Genomic DNA, 25,763 nt, shown 5'->3' on the forward strand with positions numbered 1-25,763 from the left:
TCCCGGATCCGCGAGACGGCCGCCAGTGCTCCTAGTCTGGATGACGACGTACGGAGGTTCGAGATGTTCGGATGGTGGGGGAGGCGCGGGATCGAAGACCGCGTCGCACGGCTCGAGGCGCGCGCGACGTCGAACCCGAGAGCCGTCGCGGAGATGACACGGGCGAAACGCGTCTGGGGGGACGGGTTCGGCCTGCTCGCCACCCGCTCGCTCCAGATCATCATCGTGCTCGTGCTGACGGCCGGTGTGGTGATCGGCATGCGCACGCTGTCGACCGTGGTGATCCCGATCCTGCTCGCCCTCATCTTCGCGAGCACGTTCTCGCCGGTCATGGCCTGGATGCGTGCGCACCGGGTGCCGGCCGCCCTCGCCACGGTGCTCGTGCTGCTCGCGATCGTGCTGCTGCTGACGGGGATCGGCTGGCTGATCGTGTGGGCGGTCAGGGATCAGTGGGACGACCTCTCGACCCAGGCGCAGGAGGGGTTCACCCAGGTGATCGACTGGGCCCACACGCTGCCGTTCCTCCCCGAGGACGCGCAGCTGCAGGAGTGGTGGGATCAGAGCGTGGCGTTCCTCACGGACTTCGTCACCAGCTCCCAGTTCGGCTCCGGGGCACTCGCGGGAGTGGGGGCCGTGACGAGCTTCGTCACCGGCCTCATTCTCATGATCGTCGTGCTGTTCTTCTTCCTGAAGGACGGGCCGCGCATCTGGCGCTTCCTGCTGCGTCCCTTCGAGGGTGAACCGCTCGCGCGCGCCGAGCGCGCCGGGGAGAAGACGGTGGCGACACTGGGGTCGTACGTCCGCGGCACCGCGGCCGTCGCATCGGTCGATGCGATCGGCATCGGGGTCGGCCTGGTCATCCTGCAGGTGCCGCTCGCGCTCCCGCTCGCGGTGCTGGTGTTCGTGCTCTCGTTCATCCCGCTCGTGGGGGCGACGCTCGCCGGCATCCTCGCAGCGCTCGTGGCGCTCGTGGCAAACGGGCCGCTGAGCGCCGTGCTCGTGGTCGGCGTCGTGGTGCTGGTGAACCAGCTCGAGGGCAACTTCCTGCAGCCCGTGCTCATGGGTCGCGCGCTGAAGCTGCACCCGCTCGTGATCCTGCTGGCGTTGACGATCGGCACCGTGCTGAGCGGCATTCTGGGGGCCGTGCTCGCGGTCCCCATCGCCGCCGTCGCATGGGGCATCATCCAGGTCTGGGACGGTCCCGGGCTCCCGGCGCGCGCGTTCCGCCCCAAACCGGGGGAGACCGAGGCCGACGCCTGAGGTCCGGAATGGGACGTTCGAGCGGCCCCGGGGTCGTGGCTGCGCTACGCTGAGTGCAATCGTGCGGGGCGGCCGACTGCGCCGTCCCCGAGTCCGTCGTGAGGAGCGAATCGTGCGTCTGCTGTTCCAGATCATCTCCCAGGTGGTGCTCGCCGCGATCGGGCTCGTCATCGTGCACTTCGCGCTTCCCGGCTTCGAGCTGCACCTCGGCGGCTTCCTCACCGCGCTCGGCGTCTTCACGATCGCCCACGCGGTGCTCGGCCCATTCGTGCTCAATCTCGCGCAGCGCTACGCGGCCCCGCTCGCCGGCGGCGTCGGCCTCGTGGCGACGCTGCTCGCGCTGTGGATCGCGTCGCTGTTCCAGGGAGGCATCGAGATTCACGGCGTCGAGACCTGGGTGCTCGCCCCCATCATCGTGTGGGTGATCACCGCGCTGGGCGGCTGGCTCTTCATGGCGTTCATCATCGACAAGTGGCTGAAGCGCCGTGCCGCGCAGAAGGCGATGCGACAGGCGAAGCCCTGAGCCCGGCTCGGCAGGGGCAGAGGGCGCGCTCGATGAGCGCCGGAGAGAGCTGCGGGCGCACGTGGCCGCCCTGATCGATCCTCCGGCGCTGTGCCCCGATCTCACGATTCGGGATCTCCTCGCGCTCGTCGAGGCCGCGTGGGGCGGGGTGCGCGCCGCAGATGCGCCGAGATGGGCCGGCATGGGTGCTGCCGCGCTCCAGTGCCTCGGCCTCGCGCCCCTCGCCGAGCGCTTCCCGCACGAGCTGTCGAGCGGGAAGCGGCTGCTGGTGGCGCTCGCGGTGACGCTCGCCCGCCACTGCTCCCGGCGTCCCCGGCAGGTCTCGCGGCGGTCCCGGAGGTGATGCTTCCGGTCGCGGGAGGGCGGGCGGCTCCGCCGACGCGGGGGGAGATGATCCGGAGCTCGCCGTGCCTCTTCCAGCGCCGAATCATGCGGGACACACCCGGGATGATCGACCCGATTTTGCGTGATGCGCGCTCGTGTGCCAAGATATATGAGTTGCCACGGCAGCGAGGTGAGAATCTCGAGGCCTGGAAGCGTCCGGCCCCATCGTATAGCGGCCTAGTACGCCGCCCTCTCACGGCGGTAACGCGGGTTCGAATCCCGCTGGGGTCACCGGAAGCAGAAGCCTCACCCTCGGGTGGGGCTTCTGCCGTTTCCGGAGCGGGCGGCGGCCCCTGTGCCCCCTTGCCCCCTTGCTCCCCTGCGCCCCCCCCCGCTACGCGCGTCAGTAGTTGCTACCTCGCCTCGGGTTTGGTGACATCTACTGACGCGCGAATTCCGGGAGGGGCGGGTAGGCCGGCCGAGCTGTGTGGGCCGGCGCCCGGAACGGCTGAAACAGGATCCCGCCCGCACCTTCTGGCCGATAGCCCGAGGCGGGCCACCGCGCGAGTAAGCTGGAGACGCTCAGTCCCCAGCACGAAGAGGAGCGTTCAGTGACCCGCACCATCAAGCTCGCCGTCATCCCGGGCGACGGCATCGGACCCGAGGTGATCGAGCAGGCGAACCGCGTGCTCGACGCGGTACTCGCGGGCGGCGACGCGGTGCTCGAGCGCACCGAGTTCGCGCTCGGCGCCGAGCGCTACCTCGCAACGGGCGACACGCTCCCCGCCGACGAGCAGGCCGAGATCGCCGCGCACGACGCCATCCTCTTCGGCGCGGTCGGGGGCGTGCCCGGCGACCCGCGCCTCGCGGGCGCGAACATCGAGCGCGGGCTGCTGCTCAAGCTGCGCTTCGACTTCGAGCACTACGCGAACGTGCGACCCTGCACGCTCTTCCCCGGCGTCGAGTCGACGCTCAAGCACCCCGGCGAGGTCGACTTCGTCGTGGTGCGCGAGGGCACCGAGGGCCCCTATGCGGGCAACGGCGGCCGCCTGCGCCCCGGCACCCCGAACGAGGTGGCGACCGAGGTGTCGGTCAACACCGCCGTCGGCATCGAGCGCGTGGTGCGCTACGCCTTCGAGACCGCGCGGAAGCGCCCGCGCAAGAAGCTGACCTGGGTGCACAAGACGAACGTGCTCGTGCACGCGGGCGCGACGTGGCAGCGCATCGTGCAGGCCGTCGCAGCCGAGTACCCCGACATCGCCGTCGACTACATGCACGTCGACGCGGCGACGATCTTCATGGTGCAGGATCCAGCGCGCTTCGACGTCCTGGTGACTGATAACCTGTTCGGAGACATCCTCACGGATCTGGCCGGCGCCATTGGCGGCGGCATCGGGCTCGCGGCCAGCGGCAACATCAATCCCGACGGCGCGTTCCCGAGCATGTTCGAGCCCGTGCACGGATCTGCGCCCGACATCGCAGGGCAGCAGAAGGCAGACCCGACCGCGGCGATCCTCTCCGCGGCCATCATGCTCGACCACCTCGGTCTCGCATCAGAGAGCGAACGCGTGCGCGAGGCAGTGCGTGCCGACCTCGTCTCGCGCGGCGACGCCCGCCGGGGCACGGCCGAGATCGGCGACGCCGTGATCGCGCAGCTGCCGCCGCGAGGCGTCTGATCGCCCGGCACTCCATTCAGAGAACCCTCCGACGCAAGAGAGCGAACCCATGACTGATCTGGCCTTCACCCGCACCGCCGCCGAGCGCCTGCCCGCCGCGGAGCGCGAGGCGATCCTGCGCGACCCCGGCTTCGGCAACCACTTCACCGACCACATGATCTCGATCGTGTGGACCGTGGACGCGGGTTGGCACGATGCCGAGGTGGTGCCGTACGGCCCCATCGCCATGGACCCGGCCTCGTCGGTGCTGCACTACGGTCAGGAGATCTTCGAGGGCCTCAAGGCGTACCGCCGCCCCGACGGGTCGATCGTCACTTTTCGCCCCGAGGCCAATGCGCGCCGCCTCAACGAGTCGGCGCACCGCCTTGCGCTGCCGGAGCTCCCCGAGGAGCTCTTCGTGCGCGCGATCCGCGAGCTCGTGACCGTCGACGCCGACTGGGTGCCGAACGGTCAGGATCAGAGCCTCTATCTGCGCCCCTTCATGATCGCCGACGAGAGTTTCCTCGGCGTGCGCGCGGCCGAGCGGGCCCGGTTCCTCGTCATCGCGAGCCCGGCGGGCCCCTATTTCGCCGGCGGCGTGAGGCCCGTGTCGATCTGGCTCTCGGAGGGCCTCGCCCGTGCCGGCCGCGGCGGAACGGGGGCCGCCAAGTGCGGCGGCAACTACGCCGCTTCGCTGCTGCCGCAGCGGATCGCCGCCGCGAACGACTGCCAGCAGGTGCTCTTCACCGACTCGGCGACGGTCGACACGATCGATGAGCTGGGCGGCATGAACCTGTTCCTCGTGCGCGCGGACGGCACGCTGCTCACGCCGCAGCTCAACGGCAACATCCTCGACGGCGTCACCCGGCGCAGCCTGATCCAGCTCGCGCGGGATCGCGGGCACGCGGTCGAGGAGCGCGACCTCACGGTGACCGAGTGGCGCGCGGGGGTCGCCGACGGCAGCATCACCGAGGCGTTCGCCTGCGGCACCGCCGCGGTGATCACCCCGATCCGCCGCTTGGCGGGCGAGGGCTTCGAGATCGATTTCGGCGACGGCGCGCCCGGCGCGCTGACGATGTCGCTGCGCGAGGAGCTCACCGGCATCCAGGGCGGGATCCGCGAGGATCGGCACGGCTGGCTCGAGGTGCTCGTCGGAGCGGAGGCGGCAGCATGAAGGTCGCGCGCTACCAGCACGATGGCGAGATCTCCTTCGGCGTCCTGGACCGTTCGGAGGACGGGACCGGTGTCGAGCTCGTCGAGCTCGCGGGCGACCCGATGATCGCCGGCTTCGAGACGACCGGGCGGCGCATCCGCCTGGAGCAGGCGCGGCTGCTCGCGCCGGTGATCCCGCGCTCCAAGGTGGTCTGCGTGGGCAAGAACTACGCCGATCACGTCGAGGAGATGCAGGGCGAGACCGGCGGGGAGGTCCCGGAGGAGCCGCTGCTGTTCCTCAAGCCCAACACGGCCGTGATCGGTCCGGGCGAACCCATCGTGCGGCCCGCGATCTCGGACCGCGTCGAGCACGAGGGCGAGCTCGCGATGGTCATCGGCGCCGTGACGAAGGACGTGTCCGAGGAGGACGCGCTGCAGCACGTCTTCGGCTTCACCTGCGCCAACGACGTCACGGCTCGCGACCTGCAGATCGCGGACGGGCAGTGGACCCGCGGCAAGGGCTTCGACACGTTCTGCCCGCTCGGACCGGTGATCGAGACGGATCCGGATCTCGGCGACGCGCGTGTCGTCACCCGGGTCAACGGCGAGGTGCGCCAGGAGGGCAGCACGGCGCAGCTCATCCACTCGCTCGCGCGCATCGTGGCCCATGCTTCCCAGGCGTTCACGCTGCTGCCCGGCGACGTGATCCTCACGGGAACGCCCGCCGGTGTGGGACGTCTGGAGGCCGGCGACACCGTCGAGGTGGAGATCGAGGGGATCGGGATCCTCAGCAACCCGGTGCTGTAGCCCGCGCGGGATCCGCGCGCCGGAACGTTCGCGGGTAGCGCGCGTGTCGCGTGCGGGGTGTGTGCCACACTGGAACCCCGCGAGAAGGGCAGGTGGCGGAATGGCCGCAGATTCCACCCGAGCGCCGAGGTTCGGCGTCGAAGAGGAATTCATGCTGCTCGACGCCGGATCGGGGCGTCCCCGCGACGGCGCCGAGAAGATGATCGGGGCGCTTCCGGGCCTGCGCGCCGAGCACGAGTTCTTCCACAGCCAGCTCGAGACGGCGACCCCCGTGTGCGAGTCCGGGGAGGAGGCGCTCGACTCGCTCGAGGAGTTCAGGGCCGGCGCAGCGCTCGCGGCCGACGGAATGGGACTGGTGCTCGCGGGAACCGGCCTGCCGCCGATCGGGGGAGACGAGCCGGGCCGCGTCGTCGCGAAACCCCGGTACCTCGAGATCGCCGAAGCGTCGCGAGGATCCGTCGCCCGCTACTACTCGACCGGAGCGCACTTCCACGTCGAGGTGCCGTCGCGCGACGCCGGGGTCGGGGTGATCGCCCGGTTCGCCCGCTGGTCGCCCGTGCTCGCGGCGCTCGCGGCGAACTCGCCCGTGCACATCGGCGAGCGCACCGGCTACGCGAGCTGGAGATACCTGCTCACCCAGCAGTGGCCCACCGCGGGATACCCGCCCGCGTTCGCCGACGGTGCCGCATACGACCGAGTCGTCTCGGGACTCGTGCACGCGGGCGCGCTCGTCGATACTGCGCTCGTGAACTGGGCGATCCGGCTCTCGGAGCGCTTCCCCACGATCGAGCTGCGCACCGCGGATGCGCAGCTGCACGCCGAGGATTCGGTGGCGCTCGCGCTCATCTTCCGCGCGCTGGCGGCGCGCGGGCTGCGCGAGCACGAGCTGGCCGAATCCCTCGTGCACCCGCAGCCCGATCTGCTGCGCGGCGCGCACTGGCGCGCCGCGCGCGACGGCGTCTCCGGCGATCTCTTCGACCCGATCGAGGGCGAGCCGCGACCGGCCTTCCACCTGGTCGACGAGATGATCGAGCACGTCTCCGATGAACTGGACGCCTCCGGCGACGCGGAGGCGGTGCAGCGATACATCGAGCGCCGACGCCGCGACCGCGGTCCGGCGCAGCAGCAGCTCGACGCCTGGGATGCCGAGGGCATGGCGGGCCTGCTGACGCTCTACCGCGCAGCAGCGTAGCCGCCACGAGCGCATCGCTCGTGGCCGGCGGGGTTCTCGGCTACGCTCTCACTGAGCGGAGACGCGGCTGCGAAGGAGGAGCCAGAGTGGCGAGCGAATGGCGCGCACTGCGCAGTGGCGAGTCGGCCCGTGACCGGCGGCAGCGGCTCGCGCACGCGCACGACGCGTTCGTCGCGGGCGCGGTGGCGGCGGACGATCCCGCCGCGATCGAGCGGTTCGCGGCGCAGGCCGAGCTCCGACCCGTGGTCGTGGAATCGTGGCTGCGCTCGCAGCAGCGCACGATCGATCCCTTCCGCGCGCCGCAGCAGCCGGCCCTCTCGGACGATGAACTCGCCGAGTTGAGACGCATCCACCCCATCGCTCGGGTGCTCCCCGTCGTGCAGCGCCTGCTCTTCGAGGAGGCCGGCGATTCCGGCCTGATCGTGGCGGTGGGAGATGCCGCCGGGCGGCTCCTCTGGCTCGATGGCGACTCGGCGCTGCGGTCGCGCGCCGAGGAGATGGGGTTCCGGGAGGGGATGGACTGGTCCGAGGACGCGGTAGGCACGAGCGCCCCCGGGAGTGCGCTCGCGCTCGACCACGCCATTCAGGTGCTGGGCGCCGAGCACTACAACCGGGCCGTGCACCAGTGGAGCTGCACGGCGGCGCCCGTGCACGATCCGGCGAGCGGAGCCATCATCGGGGTCATCGACGTCACGGGCGGCGATACGGCGGCCTCGCCGCACCTCCTCCCACTGCTCGAGGCCACGCTCGCCGCGGTGGAGGCCGAGCTGAAGCTCGAGTCGCTGCGGGCACTCGTCGAGTCGCGCCGCCCCGAACGGCGAACCGCGGCCGTGCGCCGCGCGGCGCCGCGCCTGGTGCTGCTCGGGCGAGATCCGGCGCTCCTGGAGCACGACGGGGGGTCGGCGGTCGTGTCGGGCCGTCACGCCGAGATCCTCGCCGCGCTCGCCGCCGCTCCGGGCGGGCTCGCCGCAGCGGCGCTGGCCGAGCAGGTCTACGGAGCCGCGGGCTTCGAGCAGACGCTGCGCCCGGAACTGGTGCGCCTGCGGCGCTGGCTCTCGGTGCAGGGCGCCGGGATCGACCTGCTGTCGCGGCCCTACCGGTTGAACCGTCCGCTGCGCGTCGACGCGGTCGAGACCCTGGAAGCCCTCGGCCGTGGCGCGCATCGACTGGCGCTCGCGGCCTACGAGGGCCCGGTGCTGCCCGGATCGAATGCGCCGGTGATCGAGCGGCTGCGTGCCGAGGTGGACGGCACGCTGCGCGAATCCCTGCTGCAGGCGTCGGCCGCGGAGCCGCTCTTCGACTACGCGCAGAGCTGGGCCCCGGACGACGGGCAGGTCTGGGAGACGCTTCTGCAGGTGCTGCCGCCGCTCTCGCCCAAGCGGGCCCGGGTGGTGGCGCGCCTGGAGCAGATCGCGCGCGAGCGGTGATCCCGCGCGGAGGACACCGCCCGGAAACGCCCGTGCAACCTTCGTGCAACGGTGGCGGGCGTAGCGTCGGGACCGCCGGCCCGCAGCGGCGGAGCCGGCCCGACAACGACGTCAAAGGAGAGCCGCCATGGCCGTATACGCAGCCCCGGGCCAGCCGGATGCGCTGGTGCAGTTCAAGAGCCGGTACGAGCACTACATCGGAGGGGAGTGGGTGCCGCCCGCCTCCGGACAGTATTTCGAGAACGTCACGCCGGTGACCGGCAAGGCGTTCTGCGAGGTGGCCCGCGGCACCGCGGCAGACATCGAAGCGGCTCTCGACGCGGCCCACGCCGCTGCCCCCGCGTGGGGGCGGACCAGCCCCGCCGAACGTGCGGTGATCCTGAACCGGATCGCCGACCGCATGGAGGCGAACCTCGAGATGCTCGCGGTCGCCGAGACCTGGGATAACGGCAAGGCGGTGCGCGAGACGCTCAACGCCGATCTGCCGCTGGCCATCGACCACTTCCGCTACTTCGCGGGCGCCATCCGCGCGCAGGAGGGAGCGCTCTCCCAGATCGACGACGACACCGTCGCCTATCATTTCCACGAGCCGCTGGGCGTGGTCGGGCAGATCATTCCATGGAACTTCCCGATCCTCATGGCGACCTGGAAGCTCGCCCCCGCGCTCGCCGCGGGCAACGCCGTGGTGATCAAGCCCGCCGAGCAGACGCCGGCCTCGATCCTCGTGCTCTTCGAACTGATCGGCGATCTCCTGCCGCCCGGAGTCGTGAACATCGTCAACGGATTCGGCGCCGAGGCGGGCAAGCCGCTCGCCTCGAACTCGCGCATCCGCAAGATCGCCTTCACCGGCGAGACGACGACCGGCCGCCTCATCATGCAGTACGCGTCGGAGAACATCATCCCGGTGACGCTCGAACTCGGCGGCAAGAGCCCGAACCTCTTCTTCTCGGACGTCATGGCCGAGGACGACGCCTACTGGGACAAGGCGCAGGAGGGCTTCACGATGTTCGCCCTCAACCAGGGCGAGGTCTGCACGTGCCCCTCTCGCGCGCTGATCCAGGAGTCGATCGCGGGCGACTTCCTCGACGCGGTCGTCGAGCGGACCGAGCGCATCACGCGCGGCAACCCGCTCGACACCGACACGATGGTGGGGGCCCAGGCCTCGAACGACCAGTTCGAGAAGATCAGGTCGTACCTCGACATCGGCCGTCAGGAGGGCGCTCAGGTGCTCACCGGAGGAGAGGTGGCAGATCTGGGCGGCGAGTTCGCCGGCGGCTTCTACATCCAGCCGACGATCTTCCGCGGCGACAACTCGATGCGCATCTTCCAGGAGGAGATCTTCGGCCCGGTCGTCTCGGCGACGACGTTCAGCGACTTCGACGATGCGATCCGGATCGCGAACGACACGCTCTACGGGCTCGGAGCCGGGGTGTGGAGCCGCAGCGGCAACACCGCGTATCGCGCGGGGCGCGAGATCCAGGCCGGCCGGGTGTGGGTGAACAACTACCACGCCTACCCGGCGCACGCGGCGTTCGGGGGCTACAAATCGAGCGGCATCGGGCGTGAGAACCACCTGATGATGCTGGATCACTACCAGCAGACCAAGAATCTGCTCGTGAGCTACAGCGAGAGCGCACTGGGCTTCTTCTAGGAGACGGTTCGCGGGTTCGACTCGCTGCGCTCGCTCAACCGGCGGAGGACCGTCCCGCTGGTCGAGCGAGCCGCAGGCGAGTCGACACCCGGGAGCGTACCCTGGACCCACGAGGTTCTTCCAGAGAGGTGGGAACTGATGAACGAGAAGACGGCGGACGCCTGCGACCTTCCCGCTGCGCCGCCCGCTCCCGCGGGGAGCGCAGCGATACCCGGGTGCGTCGACGCGAGGCCCGACGTCGCGGGCGAGACCGCGAGCCGGCTGGCCTTCACGCCCGCCGCGCTCGAGCTGATCGACCGGCTGTGGGCGCTGCACGGTCCGCTTATGTTCCACCAGTCCGGCGGTTGCTGCGACGGCAGCGCCCCGATGTGCTACCAGGAGGGCGAGTTCAGGACCGGTGGCCAGGACGTGCTGCTCGGCACGCTCGAACTGCCCGCGACGACCCGCACGGGGGAGCCCGGTGCGAGCGCGGCCGCCGGGGACGCGGATGATACGGGCGCGACGCGGGAGATCGGCTTCTGGATGTCGCGGGAGCAATTCCAGGTGTGGGCCCACACGCACCTCACGGTGGACGCGGTGCCGGGGCGCGGGTCGGGATTCTCGCTCGAGGCGCCGGAGGGCATGCGCTTCCTGATCCGCTCCCGGCTCCTCTGAGCGGTCGGCACGGCTCGGGGATCGCGGCGTCGCGGCGTCGCGGCGCGTAGGCTGGGGCGCATGATCGAACAGCACGCGTACGACGGATTCGCCCTGCCGGCCATCGGGCTCGGCACCTACAAGCTGAACGGCGTCGCGGGTGCCGCCGCCGTGCGCTCCGCGGTCGAGGTGGGCTACCGGCTGCTCGACTCGGCGTTCAATTACGAGAACGAGGGTGCGGTCGGCAGCGGTGCGCGGGCTGCGGGCGTCGATCGATCCTCGCTCATCGTCACGAGCAAGCTGCCCGGGCGTCACCACGAGTACGACGCGGCGCTGCGCACCATCGAGGAGAGCGTGTTCCGATCGGGTCTCGACGCGATCGATCTCTATCTGGTCCACTGGCCGAACCCGATCACGGATCGCTACTCCGATGCCTGGCGCGCGCTGGTCGAGGCGCGCGACCGCGGGCTCGTGAAGCACATCGGGGTCTCGAACTTCCTGCCGGAGCACCTGGAACGCGTCGAGGCGGAGACCGGTGTGCGCCCGGTCGTCAATCAGATCGAGCTGCATCCGTACTTCCCCCAGGCCGAAGCGGTCGAGTACCACCGAGCGCGCGGCATCATCGTCGAGGCGTGGAGCCCGGTGGGCCGCGGCAACGACATCGCCGAGCAGCCGGTGGTCCGGGAGATCGCCGCAGCGCACGGCATCACGCCCGTTCAGGCGATCCTCGCCTGGCACGTGGGGCGTGGTGTGGTTCCGCTGCCCAAGTCGGGCGATCCGGGCCGCCAGCGCGAGAACCTTGCGGCCGCCGAGGTGGTGCTGAGCGCGGAGGAGATCGCGAGGATCACGGCGCTCGGCCGGCCCGACGGGCGCCTGAAGGATCAGGATCCCGCGCGCTACGAAGAGTTCTGAGCAGCCGGGCCGGCGCGCGGCGCGCGGGATCCCGTCCGTGCGGGTTCCCGGCCGCGCGGTGCGCACAGCCGGGGATGAGAGAATGGGGGCGCTATGGATCCGAACAAGCTCAACCATGACGCGCAGCCTGCCGAAGGCAAGTTGATCCGCACCCGTCCGCGAAGCGGAGACGCGTCGCGTCCGCAGGTGCGACCCAAGGCGGAGGGTTGGACGCAGATCACCAGCCCCGACGGGCGCCCGACGCTGCAGTTCGCGTCCCCCCGGGTGAAGCAGCCCGCCACCCACCTCGCCGACCTGACGCTCGCTGAGCGCGAGGCGAAGGTCGTGGAGATGGGCCTGCCCAAGTTCCGCGCGAAGCAGCTCTCCAAGCACTACTTCGAGCACCGCACCACCGATCCCGAGCAGATGACCGATCTGCCGAAGGACCGCCGTGAAGAACTCGCCCGAGCGTTCTTCCCGCCGCTGCTCACCGAGGTGAAGCGCCTCGTCACCGACGACGGCGCGACGGTCAAGTTCTTGTGGCGCCTCTTCGACGGCGCGCTCGTCGAGTCGGTGCTCATGCGCTATCCCGGCCGCATCACGCTCTGCGTCTCGAGTCAGTGCGGCTGCGGCATGAACTGCCCCTTCTGCGCCACCGGCCAGGCCGGGCTTACCCGCAACATGTCGACGGCCGAGATCCTCGACCAGATCGTGCAGGCCAACCGGGTGATCGCCGAGGGAGGCCTGGGTCGCAAGCGCGAGGCGGGCAACGGCGCGGAGACCGAGCGCGTCAACAACATCGTGTTCATGGGGATGGGCGAGCCGCTCGCCAACTACAAGCGCGTGATGAATGCGGTGCACCGCATGATCGCGCCGTCGCCAGAGGGACTCGGCATGTCGGCCCGCGGCATCACGGTGTCGACGGTGGGGCTCGCCCCCGCGATCCGCAAACTCGCCGACGAGAACATCCCCATCACCTTCGCGCTGTCGCTGCACGCGCCCGACGACCAGCTGCGCGACGACCTGATCCCGGTGAACAGCCGCTGGAAGGTCGAGGAGGTGCTCGACGCCGCCTACCACTACTACGAGACGACAGGGCGCCGCGTCTCGATCGAGTACGCGCTCATCAAGGACATGAACGATCACGGCTGGCGCGCCGATCTGCTCGCCGAGAAGCTCAACGCGCGCGGCCGCGGCTGGGTGCACGTGAACCCGATCCCGCTCAACCCGACGCCCGGTTCGATCTGGACCGCGTCGACGCGCGAGGTCACCCGCGAGTTCGTCGACCGCTTGAACGCCGCGGGGATCCCGACCACGCTGCGCGACACCCGCGGCAAGGAGATCGACGGCGCCTGCGGCCAGCTCGTCGCCACCGAGCAGGACAAGGCGGAGGCGGCGGCGTTCGCGGCCTCCTGAGGGACAATGGCGCTCGCCCAGGTGGTCTCTCGCGAATCCGAGGCCCTTCCGCTGCAGTATTCGGCGAGTACCGCAGCGGGGGAGCCTCGAGTTTCGGGAGAGTTCGAGTTGGCATCGCGGCGAGTCCGGATCGCCGCTCACCGTCCATCCCAGCCGCGATCGCGGAGGGCTTCTGCGAGGCGGCGTCTCAGCTCGGGCTGCTGACGGTACAGCAGCGACGACGTCGCGCGGACGGCCTCCCAGCCGTGCCGTTCGTAGTAGTGGTACTTCTCGATGTCGCGATTCCACTGCGGACCATCCTTGCGATGGTGATCCCCCTCGTACTCCGCTGCAAGCCGATAGCGCGGCCAGGCGAACTCGCTGCACCCGAGGAGGACCCCGTTCGCTGCCCGCACGTCGTAGTCGAGCTCGGGCTCAGGCAGCTCCCACTCACGGATCCGCAGCCGCAGGTGCGACTCGGGCGGTGAGGCGCTGTGCGTCGAGAGGAGCGGAAGCAGCTCTCCGAGCAGGGAGGAATGCCTGCGGTAGCGCAGCGCCGAGGCGGCCGCGAGGTCTTCCGCGGTGGCGAGTTGGGGGCGCCTGAACCGTGTGGTGCCGGCGATCCGGTGATCGCGGATGATGGCGTCGCCGAGGGCGACCGCGTCGTCTCGTCGGAGCAGGGGAGCGACCACGGCCCACGTCGTCGCGGGATCGGTGACCGGCAGGCCATTGTGCTCGACGACGGTCGCCAGGTGCGGGGAGAGGGTGAGTGCGCGCTGCCCGTGCCTGCGACTGATCCGCCGCGGTGTGCAGCAGCCGATCGTGATCCGGTCGTCGGGCTGCCACGGGTCCCGGGAGCCGCGGCCCGGATCGTGGCCGGTGCCGGCACGGGTCTCGGCGCGGCGGGTCGGGCGCGGTACTGGCAGCTCCCAGAGCGCCGCCGCCGTGAACCCCGCATAGAACTGGCCGTGAGCAAGGCTCGAAGCGAGGGCGCGCGCTTGCGCGATCTGCAGGTCGCGCCAGGCCCGATCGGGGTGTGTGCCGTACGTGCTCGGAGGATTCTCGGGGTGGCGCCGGTAGAGGCCCGGGCCGAGCCGGACGACATCGGGCTGCCGTAGGCGCCGGGCGGACACTCCAACGCGCCGCGCCTCTGCCGCGCTGAACACCGGGCCGAGAGACGCGGGGAGGGGAAACGGCGGTCGGGGCATGCTCGAATCCTCGCAAGATCCGGCACCGTGCAACGCCGGGGCACGGAATCTGTGCATGACTGCTCAGGCAGTCGTCCTGATGTTCCGTTGTGAACGAAACTCGCAGCCAGCGCGCCATTGTTCCGGGCGAATTCGAGGCCCCTGCGCTGCGTTATCGCGATGATAGCGCAGCGCAGAGGCCTCGAAATCGAAAGTAGGGCGGGGCAGAGTGGGGTCGGGCAGAGTGGGGCGGGGCAGAGTGGGGCGTCCGCCGGCTCAGCGCCCGAGCGCTCGCGCGAGCATCTCCACGTCGTCCACGGTGTTCCAGAGATGGAACGAGATGCGCGCATTGCCCGCGCGACCCGACGCCGTGATCCCGTGGGCGGTGAGCGCGGCGAGGTCGCGGCCGTCGGGATCGGCCCACGTGACGATCGCCGAGTCGCCCGCGGGCAGGCCGAGCGTCTCGCGTGCGGCGTTCGCCAGGGTCAGGTCGTGCGCGTGCACGGCCCGGGGGTCGAGTGCGGCGATTCCGCGCAGCGCCGCCTCGGTGCCGCCCAACGCGGGCCACGCGGGCGAGACGTCGAACCGTCCGGCACCGGCCGCGAGCGGCGTGTGCCCGGCATAGCACGACTCCCAGACCTCGTCGGCCGAGCACCACCCGGCCGCGATCGGAACGAGCGCGTCGTCGAGTCCCTCGCGCACGGTGAGGAACGCCGTTCCGCGCGGTGCGCAGAGCCACTTGTACGCGTGGCAGACGGTGAAGTCGAAGCCGGTCGCCCCGACGGGCAGCCAGCCGAGCGACTGCGTGAGATCGACGAGGGTGCGGGCGTCCGCGCGTGCGGCGGCGTCGGTGATCGCAGCGGCGTCGGCGACGGCCCCGGTGGCGGACTGCACGAGGGAGAACGCGACCAGCGCCGTGCGTTCGGTCACCTCGTCGGCGAGCCGCTCCACCGGCGCGAAGCGCACGCGGACTCCGCGGTGCGCGAGCTGCTCCAGCGGGTGCGCCAGCGAAGCGAAGTCGCCTGCCGCGCAGAGCACCTCGGCGCCGTCGGGCAGGCAGGTCCCCACGACGGAGACGAGCTGCGAGACCTGCGTGCCGAGCGCGACCCGATCCGTCCGGACGCCGGCGATCTCCGCGAAGAGGTCGCGGCAGCGCCGCGCCTGCTCGCCGAGCGCTCGTGCGTCGAGACGACCGCGCTCCCACTCGTCCACGAACGCGCGCATGGCGGCTGCGGTATCGGCCGACGGTAGCCCCGCCGTGCAGGCGGAGAGGTACCCCGGCCCGGCCGCGAACCCGAGGTCGAAGCGGGGCGGGAGCTGTCCGGTGGACTGAGCTGAGGAATGACTGGGGCCCATGCGAACAGGGTAGGAGACGAGCTGTCATAATGAAACAGAATCATTCTTATCTTTTGCTTCAGTTGAGGTTATGCATCCGCTACCATCGGAGGTATGACCGCCCTTCGACACGCAGACCCGCTGGGGTCGATCGATTCGACCGAGCTGCGCATCCTCCATGCACTCGCGACCACCGGCTCGCTCACCGCCGCGGCGGCCAGCCTCGGCCTGAGCCAGCCCGCCGTGAGTCAGCGCATCAAGCGCGTCGAGACCCGGCTCGCGGTGCCCCTCATCGAGCGCAGCGGGCGGGGGATCCGACTCACGCCGGCCGGGCGGATCCTCGCCGATCACGGGCGCACGGTCGTCGCCGAGATCGACGCCGCCATCGCCGCGATCGACGATCTCCGCGGTGAGCGCGCCGGCATCCTGCGCCTGGTCGGCTTCCCCAGTGCGAGCGCCACGGTCGTTCCTGCGCTGATGCGCGAACTGGGGCAGGAGGCCCCGGACGTCGCGCTGCAGTATCGCGAGGCCGAGCCGCCCGCCGCGACCGCGATGCTGCGCGACGGAGAGGTCGATTGCGCGCTGGTCTTCGACTACGAGGGCGCTGCCGAGCTGCCCGCCGGCAGTGCGTTCATGCCGCTGTGGCGCGAGGAGGTGCAGCTCGTGGTGTCGAGCGAACGCGGCACGGAGAACGGGACCGCGCGCCTCGGCGACTTCGCCGCGGAGCACTGGATCGCGGGGTGCGAGAAGTGTCGGGGGCACTTGCTCAGCGCTGCCGGGGAGGCGGGCTTCGAACCCGACATCATTCAGGAGACGGACAACGTGCCCGCGATGCTCGCGATGGCGGCCGCGGGCGGGGCCGTCGCCCTCGTGCCCGGCCTGGCGCTCGCGGCGGCGCGCACGCTTCCGGACGACGCCTGCGCACTCCAGCTGGATCCGCCCCGGTACCGCACGATCGGCCTCGTCTCCATGGCCACCGCGAACGAGAGCCCGCAGGTGCGGCTGGCGAAGCGATTGCTCGCGGGAGTCGACGGCGCGCGGTGGGGCTTGGAGACCGTCGCGTGACCGCGACGACGGAGCGACTGCCCGCGACGCGCACGCAGTCGCGCATCGTCGCGATCCTCGCGCTGGCCACGGTGCTCGGAGGACTCGGGGTCGGTGCGTCGCTCTCCGCCGGTGCGCTCCTCATCGTGGACATCACCGGCAACGATGCGCTCTCGGGACTCGGCTCGACGATGAACGCGGTCGGTGCCGCGCTCGCGGGCATGCCATTGGCGCGGCTCGCTGCGCGCCGCGGGCGCCGCATCGCGCTCGCCTCGGGCAACGCGATCGCCGTACTCGGCGCGGTCGCGATCATCGCGGCGGCGGCGGCCGGGGCATCGCCGCTCCTGTTCGCCGGTCTCGCGGTGCTGGGCGTCGCGAGCGCCGTGCAGCTCCAGTCGCGGTTCGCCGCCACCGACCTCGCAGTGCCCGAGAACCGAGCTCGCGACCTCTCGCTCGTCGTCTGGTCGATCACCATAGGCGCCGTCATCGGACCCAACCTCATCACCCCGGGCGAAGCGGTCGGCGAGGCCCTCGGCCTCCCCGGCCTCGCGGGCATCTTCGTGTTCACCATCGGTGCTCAGCTCGCCGCCGGGCTCGTGGTGTGGATCGGGCTGCGCCCCGATCCGCTGATCGAGTCCCGCAGGCTGGCGGCGGTCGCGCGCTCGGCCGATGCTGTGCGCCCCTCCGGCGACGGCCCGCACCCGGAGGCGACGGCCGGGCGAGGTCGCCGCGCGCAGTTCCTCGTGATCGCGCTCATCGCGCTGGCGCACGCCACCATGGTGGGGATCATGGCGATGACGCCGCTCCACATCACGCACCACGGCGGCAGCATCACGCTCGTCGGATTCACCATCAGCCTGCACATCGCGGGCATGTACGCGCTCTCGCCGGTGTTCGGCATGCTGGCCGGCCGCATCGGCACGCGGCCGGTCGTGCTACTCGGCTTCGCGGTGCTCGCGCTCGCGGCCGTGGGTGCCGGAACCGGGGGAGAGTCGATGCCGGTGATCCAGACTGCACTGGTGCTGCTCGGGATCGGGTGGAGCATGGTGACGGTCGCCGGATCCGCGCTGCTCACCGAGGTCACCCCGCTGGAGGTGCGTCCGCGGCGGCAGGGGCAGTCGGACACGATCATGAACGCTGCGGGAGCCGTGTTCGGTGCAGCCTCGGGCGCGATCTTCGCCGCAGGCGGATTCCCGGTGCTCGCCGGGGTCGCCGGGGCGCTCATCGTCCTCGGCGTCGTCGCGACGGCGCTCCTCCGGTCCCGGCGCGACTCAGTACACTAGAACACGATGTCAGCTCACACCTTCCCCCAGACCGCCGCCGCGGGCCCCGTGTTCTCCACCGCTTCCGGGAGCGACGTGCGCGTGCGCTTCTGCCCCTCGCCCACGGGCACCCCGCACGTGGGCATGGTGCGCACCGCGCTCTTCAACTGGGCCTACGCCCGGCACACCGGAGGCACCTTCGTGTTCCGCATCGAAGACACCGATGCGGCGCGAGACAGCGAGGAGAGCTACGCGCAGATCCTCGACTCCTTGCGGTGGCTCGGCCTCGACTGGGATGAGGGCATCGACGTCGGCGGGCCGCACGGGCCCTACCGGCAGTCGCAGCGCGGCGACGTCTACCGCGACATCGCGGCGCGCCTGCAGGAGGCCGGATACCTCTACGAGAGCTACTCCACGGCGGAAGAGATCGACGCGCGCAACGCGGCAGCCGGGCGTCCGAAGCAGCTGGGCTACGACAATTACGACCGCGACCTCACGGAGGAGCAGCGCGAGGCGTTCCGTGCCGAGGGGCGCGAGCCGGCGCTGCGCTTCCGCGTCCCCGACACCGACCTCTCGTTCGACGACCTGGTGCGCGGCGACATCTCGTTCCCGGCCGGCTCCACAATTGATTTCGTCGTGGTGCGCCCGGGCGGAGCCCCGCTCTACACGCTCACCAATCCCGTCGACGACGCGCTCATGGGCATCACCCACGTGCTCCGGGGAGAGGACCTGCTGTCGTCGACGCCGCGTCAGATCGCGCTGCACCGGGCGCTCGTCGAGCTCGGCATCGAGCCCGCGATCCCGCGCTTCGGCCACCTGCCCTACGTGATGGGCGAGGGCAACAAGAAGCTCTCGAAGCGCGATCCGGAATCGAACCTGCTCAATCACCGTGCGCGCGGCTTCATCCCTGAGGGGCTGCTCAACTACCTGTCGCTCCTCGGCTGGTCGCTCGCGCCGGATCGCGACATCTTCACGAGCGCCGAGATGGTGGCCGCATTCGACGTGGCGGACGTCAACCCGAACCCCGCGCGCTTCGACCAGAAGAAGGCCGACGCGATCAACGCCGATCACATCCGGCTGCTCGACGAGGAAGATTTCGGCCGGCGCATCCTGCCCTATCTCATCGCCGGCGGTGCGCTGCCGGTCGAGCCCACCGATGCGCAGCTTGCCACCGTGCGAGCCGCGGTGCCGCTCGTGCAGACCCGCATCACGGTGCTCTCCGAGGCGGTCGGCATGCTCGGCTTCCTGTTCACGACCGCCGATGCACTCGTGTACGAGGACGACGCGCTGAAGTCCCTCAAGGGCGACGCCCCCGAGGTGCTCCGCGCCGGTATCGCCGCGCTCGAGGCGCTTTCCGAGGAGTCGTGGCGCACGGAGCCCATCCAGGACGCGCTGCAGGCAGCTCTCATCGAGCGCATGGGTCTCAAGCCTCGCCTCGCCTTCGGGCCGCTGCGGGTCGCGGCCTCCGGGCGCCGTGTGTCGCCTCCGCTGTTCGAGTCGTTCGAGCTGCTGGGCCGCGAGGAATCCCTCGCGCGCCTGGGCCGTCTCGATGCGCAGCTCGCGGAAGGGGCGGAGCCGCGGGCATGACGGCCGAGGATCGCGAGGCTCCCATCGGCGTCGCCGTGATCGGCGGCGGGCCCGCCGGGCTGTCCGCGGGCCTGCAGCTGGTGCGGGCCAATCGACGGATCGCGATCCTCGACAGCAATCGTCCCCGGCACTCGGCGACCCTTCGGTCGCACGGCTTCCTGACGCGTGACGGTGCGCCCCCGCTCGAACTGCGCCGCCTCGGCCGCGAGGAGTTCGAGTCCTATCCGACCGCGATCTATGCGCAGGCGCTCACGCGGGAGGTGGTGCCGCTGAGCGCTGAGGAGGCGCGAGCCGTCGGATTCCCGGACGGGATCGGGTTCCGGGTGCGCGGCACCGGAATCCGCGGCGCGGCCGACGTCGAGTTCGTGGCCCGCCGCGTGCTCATCGCCGCTGGCCTCACCGAGGAGCTCCCCGCGCTCCCGATGATCCGCGCCTACTACGGCACGGCGCTCCACAGCTGCGTCGAGTGCGACGGGTTCGAGAAGTCCGACGAGCCGCTCGCGCTCATCGGCGAGACCTCCGACGTGTTCGCGCGGGCGCTGCTCATCAGCCGCTTCAGCTCCGACCTGATCGTCTTCACCAACGGCGCCGACGCTGTGCTCCCGCTCCAGGAGCAGCAGCTCGCGTCGATCGGCATCCGCGTCGAGCGTCGTCCGATCGACGACATCGTCGGCGAGCGGGCCGAGATGACGGGTGTGCGGCTCGTCGACGGCGAGGTGATCCCGCGCGTCGGCGGCTTCGTGCGCCCGCGGTGGCATGCCCCCGTCGAGTTCTTGGGAGACCTCGACATCGACCGCGACGACTGGGGCCTCGTCGCGGTGAACGATCGCGGCGAGACGTCGATCCGCGGCGTGTACGCGGTGGGCGACATCGTGCCGCCCGGCCCCCAGCAGCTCATCATCGCGGCGGGCAGTGGTGCGCGCGTCGCGGCGAAGCTCAACATGGACATGATCCGCGGCGCCGTCGGCGTCGGGCAGACGGATCACTGACTCGATCGGATCCGCCCGGGTTCGATCACCGCCGAACGGAATCCCCGAGGAGACCACTGTGAATGAGAGAACGACTATGACCGAGGAACGAGCGGCCGGGCGCACCCCGGATGACGCGGGGTCTGGGCAGCCGGGCGTCGACCCGGCAGCCGGAACCGGCCAGCCCCAGCCCGTCGCTGCGCGCGCGTCGCAGGCGGGCGCCCGATACGCGGTCATCATGGCGGCGTTCGTCGGCATCCTCCTCATCTCCAACGTGGTCGCGGTCAAGCCGATCGCGTTCGGCGCGATTCCGCTCGGCGAGTTCGCGCTTCCCCTCGTCTTCGACGGCGGCGTCTTCCTGTTCCCCCTCGCGTACATCCTCGGCGACGTGCTCGCCGAGGTCTACGGGCTGAAAGCCTCGCGCCGCGCGATCTTCACGGCGTTCGCCCTGGCCCTCGTCGCCTCGCTCACCATCCTCGCGGTGCAGATGTCGCCGCCCGCCGACGGCTGGGAGAATCAGGACGCCTTCGCCGCAGTGCTGGGCTTCGTGCCGCGCATCGTCGCCGCGAGCCTCATCGCCTTCCTAGCGGGGCAGTTGCTGAACGCCTGGGTGCTCGATCGCCTGCGCCGGCGCACCTCCGGTCGTTTCCTGCGCACCCGCCTCATCGCCTCGACGGTCGCCGGGCAGTTGCTCGACACGCTGCTGTTCTGCACGATCGCGTTCGCCGGGATCATCACCGGTATCGACTTCGTGATGTACGTGGTGCTCGGTTACGTGGTCAAGGTGCTGGCCGAGGTCGTGCTGCTGCCCGTGACGACCCGGGTGATCCGCGCGGTTCGCGCGGCCGAAGAGCGGGCCGCGGCGTAGCGCGGGTCCGCTGAGCGGTGAGGGATCCCGCACGTCAGGGATCCCGAGCCGCCTATCGCGGCGACTGCGCCGCGGTCTTCCGCGCGAAATCCGGGCCGTACTGCCGGCCGAGCACCTCGTCGCGCAGCTCGGCGAAGCTGTCGTCGATGATCGATTGGCGGATCCGGTCGACCAGCCGAACGATGAATCGTTCGTTGTGGATCGTCGCCAGCGTTGAGGCCAGCATCTCCTTCGCCTTGAAGAGGTGGTGCAGATACGCGGCGGTGTAGTTCTCGCACGTGTAGCAGTCGCACTCGGGATCCAATGGCTCGAAGCGACGCCGCTGCGCGGCCGACTTCGCGTTGATCCGACCCGTGCTCGAGTACATCGTGCCGCCGCGCGCCTGCCGCGAGGGGGCGACGCAGTCGAAGGTGTCGGCGCCCGCCGCGATCGCCACGAAGAGATCATCGGGCTCCGAGATGCCGAGCAGGTGGCGGGGCTTGTTCTCGGGGAGCTCGTCGTTCACCCAGCCGACGATCGTCCCGAGCTCGCTCTTGTCGAGGGCGCCGCCGATCCCGAAGCCGTCGAATCGCTGCCCGTCGGCCTCCGCACCGGTCATCTCCGCTAGCCCGCGTGCGGCCGCGCGCCGCAGATCCTCGTACTGGGCGCCCTGCACCACCCCGAAGAGCGCCTGGTAGGGGCGGTGCGCGCGCTCCGCGGTCTGCCGGGCGTGCTCGTCGAGGCAGCGCACGGCCCAGCGGGCGGTGCGATCCACGGAGTCCTCCTGGTAGCGGCGGGTGTTGAAGAGCGTGGTGCACTCGTCGAACGCGAAGATGATGTCGGCGCCCAGCTGATGCTGAATGCGCATCGATACTTCGGGAGTGAATCGGTGGCGGTCGCCGTTGAGGAAGGACTTGAACGTGACGCCGTCCTCGTCGACGTGGGCGAGGCGCTCCTTGTTCTCGGCGATCACCTCGTCGCTCTGATGCAGGTTCTCGTCCATCGAGATCACCTTCTTGAAGCCGACGCCGAGCGACATCACCTGGAACCCGCCGGAGTCCGTGAACGTGGGACCGTCCCAGTTCATGAACCGTCCGAGCCCGCCGGCCTCGTCGACGAGGTCGCTGCCCGGTTGCAGGAAGAGGTGGTAGGCGTTCGCGAGGACGGCCTGCCCGCCCAGCTCGCGCACCGTCGCCGGAAGCAGCGCCTTGACGGTCGCCTTGGTGCCCACCGGGACGAAGGCCGGCGTCTGGATGTCCCCGTGCGGTGTGCGGATCGTGCCCGCACGTCCCAGCGGCTGATCGCCCGTGCCGCGAACGCCGCCCCGTTCGAGCCGGTGGGCGATGTCGAATCCGAAGTCGGCGGGGGAGGGCAGGGGGCGCGTTGGTGCGGGGCTCTCGTTCACCCGTCCATCTAAGCACTCCCGTGTTGTGCGCTTGTGCGGGATGCGGCAAGCAGTTGGGGAAGCGGATGAGGTGCAGCGGGGGTGCTGCGGCTGTCGCTCCGGGCGAACATTCGTCAAGAATGCTTGACTTCGAGGCAATCGTCAAGCAACATTGACGCATGGACGTCGACAAGCTGCGGGAGCTCGCGGATGCGAGCGAGAACGAGAACGCGCTCATCGCCCTCGACGCCGTGATGCGGATGCGGCGCGAGCTGGAGCGGCAGGAAGCGGTGCTCGTGCGGCGAGCCCGCAACGCGGGGGAGAGCTGGGCCGCGATCGCGTCGGTGCTCGGCGTCTCGAAGCAGGCGGTGCATCAGAAATACGGACGGGGTGCGCGACTCGAGCGGAAGAGGGGAGCAGGATCGTGAAGACGGCGTTGGGGACTGCGGGCGGACCGGGGCCCGAGGAGTATCGCGAATGGCTCGCGCGAGGGTTCACGCTGCTGCAGGCGCGCGAGTGGCTCGTCGACGGCGTGGACCTGGGCGAGGCGGAGCGCTGGCGCGCGCGGGGGATCGGCACGGCCTCCGCCGCGCTGCCCCTCCGGGTGCGGGGGATCACGCCGCAGAGCTACACGCCGACGACCCGGCGTGCGCGGCGGCGAGCCCAGCGGGGTGCGACCGCAGCCTGAAGTGGCGGGATGCGTTGGGCGGGATGCGTCGGGCGGGGTGCGCGGCGGAGGCGCGGCGGAGGCGCGGAGGGGGTGCGGAGGGGGTGCGGCAGGGCGGTCCGGTGGGAGGCCGGCGGCATACTCGGCGGCCTCAACGCCGGGCTGCGGCAGCGATGACCTCCCTGTGGCGCGCCCCCGCGGTGAAGCTTGGACGACGCGCCCGGGAAACCGGCGTTCTCAGGCGAAATCCCCGACTTCCCGGGCTTCTCCGCAGATGCGAGGCGATGTCTCGGGGAGGCGAGGAGATCCCGATTCGGCGGAATCATGCGGAGACACGCCCGGGATCCGTGGCTGTGTTGCAGGCCCCTGGGGATCCGCGTAATGTATTCCCTTGTCAGCGCGACGGAGCGGGACGCGAAAGCGGCCCGGATCGGTAGCGAATCGGATCTCACGAAGATCACCCTGGTTGGGACTTGATAAGTTCTGTCCGAGTGTGTAAAGTGAGACTCTCGATCTCACCACTGAGATACTTCCTCGAAGAGGTTAAGTTTCTCATGCTCACTCACTGCGAGTGGAGCGGATTTGCGAAGTGCAAGTCGGGGTGGTAAGTTAGACAGGTTGCTGTTCGGAGCTTTCTTGCCGGTTGGTGGGGGGTGACGGGTGGTGTCTGGTCTTTGAGAACTCAATAGTGTGCACTTGATTGTCATATGCCAATTTATTTAATCCCCGGCATCGACTGGTTTTCTGGTTGGTGTTGGTGATTCCTTTTTGGATAACGAGATCGTCAGTATTGATGGTTTCTGTTGTCAGGTCAAACTCGCGTCATGGCCCGTTTTTCCCGGGTTGTGTTCGCTTTTGTTTTTTACGGAGAGTTTGATCCTGGCTCAGGACGAACGCTGGCGGCGTGCTTAACACATGCAAGTCGAACGCTGAAGCTTGGAGCTTGCTCTGGGTGGATGAGTGGCGAACGGGTGAGTAACACGTGAGTAACCTGCCCCGAACTCTGGGATAAGCGCTGGAAACGGCGTCTAATACTGGATATGTCCTGTCACCGCATGGTGTGCAGGTGGAAAGATTTATCGGTTCGGGATGGACTCGCGGCCTATCAGCTTGATGGTGAGGTAATGGCTCACCATGGCGACGACGGGTAGCCGGCCTGAGAGGGTGACCGGCCACACTGGGACTGAGACACGGCCCAGACTCCTACGGGAGGCAGCAGTGGGGAATATTGCACAATGGGCGCAAGCCTGATGCAGCAACGCCGCGTGAGGGATGACGGCCTTCGGGTTGTAAACCTCTTTTGTCAGGGAAGAAGCGAAAGTGACGGTACCTGGAGAAAAAGCACCGGCTAACTACGTGCCAGCAGCCGCGGTAATACGTAGGGTGCAAGCGTTGTCCGGAATTATTGGGCGTAAAGAGCTCGTAGGCGGCTTGTCGCGTCTGCTGTGAAAACCCGAGGCTCAACCTCGGGCCTGCAGTGGGTACGGGCAAGCTAGAGTGCGGTAGGGGAGATTGGAATTCCTGGTGTAGCGGTGGAATGCGCAGATATCAGGAGGAACACCGATGGCGAAGGCAGATCTCTGGGCCGTAACTGACGCTGAGGAGCGAAAGCATGGGGAGCGAACAGGATTAGATACCCTGGTAGTCCATGCCGTAAACGTTGGGAACTAGATGTAGGGCCTGTTCCACGGGTTCTGTGTCGTAGCTAACGCATTAAGTTCCCCGCCTGGGGAGTACGGCCGCAAGGCTAAAACTCAAAGGAATTGACGGGGGCCCGCACAAGCGGCGGAGCATGCGGATTAATTCGATGCAACGCGAAGAACCTTACCAAGGCTTGACATGTAGAAGAACACTGCAGAGATGCAGGACTCTTTGGACACTTCTATACAGGTGGTGCATGGTTGTCGTCAGCTCGTGTCGTGAGATGTTCGGTTAAGTCCGGCAACGAGCGCAACCCTCGTCCTATGTTGCCAGCGGGTTATGCCGGGAACTCATGGGATACTGCCGTGGTCAACACGGAGGAAGGTGGGGATGACGTCAAATCATCATGCCCCTTATGTCTTGGGCTTCACGCATGCTACAATGGCCGGTACAAAGGGCTGCGATACCGTAAGGTGGAGCGAATCCCAAAAAGCCGGTCTCAGTTCGGATTGGGGTCTGCAACTCGACCCCATGAAGTCGGAGTCGCTAGTAATCGCAGATCAGCAACGCTGCGGTGAATACGTTCCCGGGCCTTGTACACACCGCCCGTCAAGTCATGAAAGTCGGTAACACCCGAAGCCGGTGGCCTAACCCTTGTGGAGGGAGCTGTCGAAGGTGGGACTGGTGATTAGGACTAAGTCGTAACAAGGTAGCCGTACCGGAAGGTGCGGCTGGATCACCTCCTTTCTAAGGAGCACTCGGAACTTTCGGGTTCCGTAGATTGACTCGAACAACGGCGAATGTTCGTTGCGAGTCGCTCATGGGTGGAACATATGACAACAAGCAATGCTTTGATCGTGTGGGTTTCAGTACGCCGCTTCTTCGGGAGTGGTTGGAACGGGCATGCGCGGTTCGGGGTGTTGCGTCGGGT

At 69.4% G+C, this 25,763-nt stretch carries 22 protein-coding genes, 1 tRNA gene and 1 rRNA gene; 21 read left to right on the forward strand and 3 right to left on the reverse strand.

The annotated features are described in order from the left end of the window. The first annotated feature begins 63 nt into the window (after positions 1 to 63). The 13 genes from EVS81_RS14420 to rlmN all read left to right on the forward strand — a co-directional run bounded on the left by EVS81_RS14420 (position 64) and on the right by rlmN (position 12,931). Complete coding sequence (locus tag EVS81_RS14420) at positions 64 to 1,260, forward strand: AI-2E family transporter (RefSeq protein ID WP_130110988.1); 1,197 nt, start codon at positions 64 to 66, stop codon at positions 1,258 to 1,260. Positions 1,261 to 1,372: 112 nt separating this feature from the next. Next, a complete protein-coding gene (locus EVS81_RS14425) occupies positions 1,373 to 1,783 on the forward strand; it encodes a phage holin family protein (protein ID WP_130110989.1) in 411 nt (136 codons plus the stop codon). 61 nt (positions 1,784 to 1,844) lie between these two features. After that, a complete protein-coding gene (locus tag EVS81_RS14430) occupies positions 1,845 to 2,126 on the forward strand; it encodes a P-loop NTPase family protein (protein WP_130110990.1) in 282 nt (93 codons plus the stop codon). Between the two features lie 199 nt (positions 2,127 to 2,325). Next, a tRNA-Glu gene (locus EVS81_RS14435) sits at positions 2,326 to 2,398 on the forward strand. A gap of 320 nt (positions 2,399 to 2,718) precedes the next feature. Next, entirely contained in the window at positions 2,719 to 3,783 is a 1,065-nt protein-coding gene (locus EVS81_RS14440; RefSeq protein ID WP_130110991.1) for a 3-isopropylmalate dehydrogenase, read from the forward strand. Positions 3,784 to 3,832: 49 nt separating this feature from the next. Continuing rightward, the gene (locus tag EVS81_RS14445; protein ID WP_130110992.1) at positions 3,833 to 4,936 is read left to right on the forward strand and encodes a branched-chain amino acid aminotransferase; all 1,104 of its coding nucleotides are present in this window, start codon (positions 3,833 to 3,835) and stop codon (positions 4,934 to 4,936) included. Beyond that, positions 4,933 to 5,721: a fumarylacetoacetate hydrolase family protein gene (locus tag EVS81_RS14450; protein ID WP_130110993.1), complete on the forward strand. Its 789-nt coding sequence runs from the start codon at positions 4,933 to 4,935 to the stop codon at positions 5,719 to 5,721. The genes EVS81_RS14445 and EVS81_RS14450 overlap by 4 nt, the downstream gene beginning before the upstream one ends. 100 nt (positions 5,722 to 5,821) lie before the next feature. Next, the gene (locus EVS81_RS14455) at positions 5,822 to 6,913 is read left to right on the forward strand and encodes a carboxylate-amine ligase (RefSeq protein WP_130110994.1); all 1,092 of its coding nucleotides are present in this window, start codon (positions 5,822 to 5,824) and stop codon (positions 6,911 to 6,913) included. Positions 6,914 to 6,999: 86 nt separating this feature from the next. Further along, on the forward strand, positions 7,000 to 8,340 hold the full coding sequence (locus EVS81_RS14460) for a GAF domain-containing protein (RefSeq protein WP_130110995.1): 1,341 nt from the start codon (positions 7,000 to 7,002) through the stop codon (positions 8,338 to 8,340). 127 nt (positions 8,341 to 8,467) lie between these two features. Continuing rightward, positions 8,468 to 9,991, forward strand: a complete 1,524-nt coding sequence (gene adh / locus EVS81_RS14465; protein ID WP_130110996.1) for an aldehyde dehydrogenase — start codon at positions 8,468 to 8,470, stop codon at positions 9,989 to 9,991. Between the two features lie 138 nt (positions 9,992 to 10,129). Then, on the forward strand, positions 10,130 to 10,645 hold the full coding sequence (locus EVS81_RS14470; protein ID WP_130110997.1) for a DUF779 domain-containing protein: 516 nt from the start codon (positions 10,130 to 10,132) through the stop codon (positions 10,643 to 10,645). A gap of 60 nt (positions 10,646 to 10,705) precedes the next feature. Then, positions 10,706 to 11,536: an aldo/keto reductase gene (locus EVS81_RS14475; RefSeq protein ID WP_130110998.1), complete on the forward strand. Its 831-nt coding sequence runs from the start codon at positions 10,706 to 10,708 to the stop codon at positions 11,534 to 11,536. 93 nt (positions 11,537 to 11,629) lie between these two features. Then, a complete protein-coding gene (gene rlmN, locus EVS81_RS14480) occupies positions 11,630 to 12,931 on the forward strand; it encodes a dual-specificity RNA methyltransferase RlmN (protein ID WP_130110999.1) in 1,302 nt (433 codons plus the stop codon). A gap of 137 nt (positions 12,932 to 13,068) precedes the next feature. Here rlmN and EVS81_RS14485 read toward each other — a convergent pair whose 3' ends face one another. Both EVS81_RS14485 and EVS81_RS14490 read right to left on the reverse strand, forming a co-directional pair. Beyond that, on the reverse strand, positions 13,069 to 14,118 hold the full coding sequence (locus EVS81_RS14485) for a hypothetical protein (protein ID WP_130111000.1): 1,050 nt from the start codon (positions 14,116 to 14,118) through the stop codon (positions 13,069 to 13,071). A gap of 255 nt (positions 14,119 to 14,373) precedes the next feature. Beyond that, on the reverse strand, positions 14,374 to 15,453 hold the full coding sequence (locus tag EVS81_RS14490) for an aminotransferase class V-fold PLP-dependent enzyme (RefSeq protein ID WP_130111001.1): 1,080 nt from the start codon (positions 15,451 to 15,453) through the stop codon (positions 14,374 to 14,376). A 93-nt stretch (positions 15,454 to 15,546) separates the two neighbouring features. Here EVS81_RS14490 and EVS81_RS14495 point away from each other — a divergent pair, with 93 nt between their 5' ends. Genes EVS81_RS14495 through EVS81_RS14515 form a run of 5 tightly spaced genes read left to right on the forward strand, consistent with a single transcriptional unit; the run spans position 15,547 to position 21,161 of the window. Continuing rightward, positions 15,547 to 16,497, forward strand: coding sequence for a LysR family transcriptional regulator (locus tag EVS81_RS14495; protein ID WP_130111002.1), 951 nt, complete (start codon positions 15,547 to 15,549; stop codon positions 16,495 to 16,497). Further along, a complete protein-coding gene (locus EVS81_RS14500) occupies positions 16,494 to 17,759 on the forward strand; it encodes an MFS transporter (RefSeq protein ID WP_165384280.1) in 1,266 nt (421 codons plus the stop codon). Before EVS81_RS14495 ends, EVS81_RS14500 begins: the two co-directional genes overlap by 4 nt. Before the next feature lie 6 nt (positions 17,760 to 17,765). Continuing rightward, on the forward strand, positions 17,766 to 19,325 hold the full coding sequence (gltX, locus tag EVS81_RS14505) for a glutamate--tRNA ligase (protein ID WP_130111004.1): 1,560 nt from the start codon (positions 17,766 to 17,768) through the stop codon (positions 19,323 to 19,325). After that, on the forward strand, positions 19,322 to 20,314 hold the full coding sequence (locus tag EVS81_RS14510; protein ID WP_130111005.1) for an NAD(P)/FAD-dependent oxidoreductase: 993 nt from the start codon (positions 19,322 to 19,324) through the stop codon (positions 20,312 to 20,314). The genes gltX and EVS81_RS14510 overlap by 4 nt, the downstream gene beginning before the upstream one ends. 58 nt (positions 20,315 to 20,372) lie before the next feature. After that, entirely contained in the window at positions 20,373 to 21,161 is a 789-nt protein-coding gene (locus EVS81_RS14515; protein ID WP_240739875.1) for a queuosine precursor transporter, read from the forward strand. Positions 21,162 to 21,213: 52 nt separating this feature from the next. Here EVS81_RS14515 and tgt read toward each other — a convergent pair whose 3' ends face one another. Further along, on the reverse strand, positions 21,214 to 22,545 hold the full coding sequence (gene tgt / locus EVS81_RS14520; protein ID WP_130111006.1) for a tRNA guanosine(34) transglycosylase Tgt: 1,332 nt from the start codon (positions 22,543 to 22,545) through the stop codon (positions 21,214 to 21,216). Between the two features lie 158 nt (positions 22,546 to 22,703). Here tgt and EVS81_RS14525 point away from each other — a divergent pair, with 158 nt between their 5' ends. From EVS81_RS14525 to EVS81_RS14535, 3 genes are all read left to right on the forward strand, one after another. Continuing rightward, a complete protein-coding gene (locus tag EVS81_RS14525; RefSeq protein WP_130111007.1) occupies positions 22,704 to 22,952 on the forward strand; it encodes a hypothetical protein in 249 nt (82 codons plus the stop codon). Next, positions 22,949 to 23,212 carry a hypothetical protein gene (locus EVS81_RS14530; protein WP_130111008.1) on the forward strand — a complete coding sequence of 88 codons (264 nt, stop codon included), beginning with the start codon at positions 22,949 to 22,951 and terminating at the stop codon, positions 23,210 to 23,212. The genes EVS81_RS14525 and EVS81_RS14530 overlap by 4 nt, the downstream gene beginning before the upstream one ends. An 840-nt stretch (positions 23,213 to 24,052) precedes the next feature. After that, positions 24,053 to 25,579: ribosomal RNA gene (locus EVS81_RS14535) — 16S ribosomal RNA — on the forward strand. The last annotated feature ends 184 nt before the right edge of the window (positions 25,580 to 25,763 follow it).

It is taken from the genome of Leucobacter triazinivorans, assembly GCF_004208635.1.
In the GTDB taxonomy this organism is placed as follows: Bacteria; Actinomycetota; Actinomycetes; order Actinomycetales; family Microbacteriaceae; genus Leucobacter; species Leucobacter triazinivorans.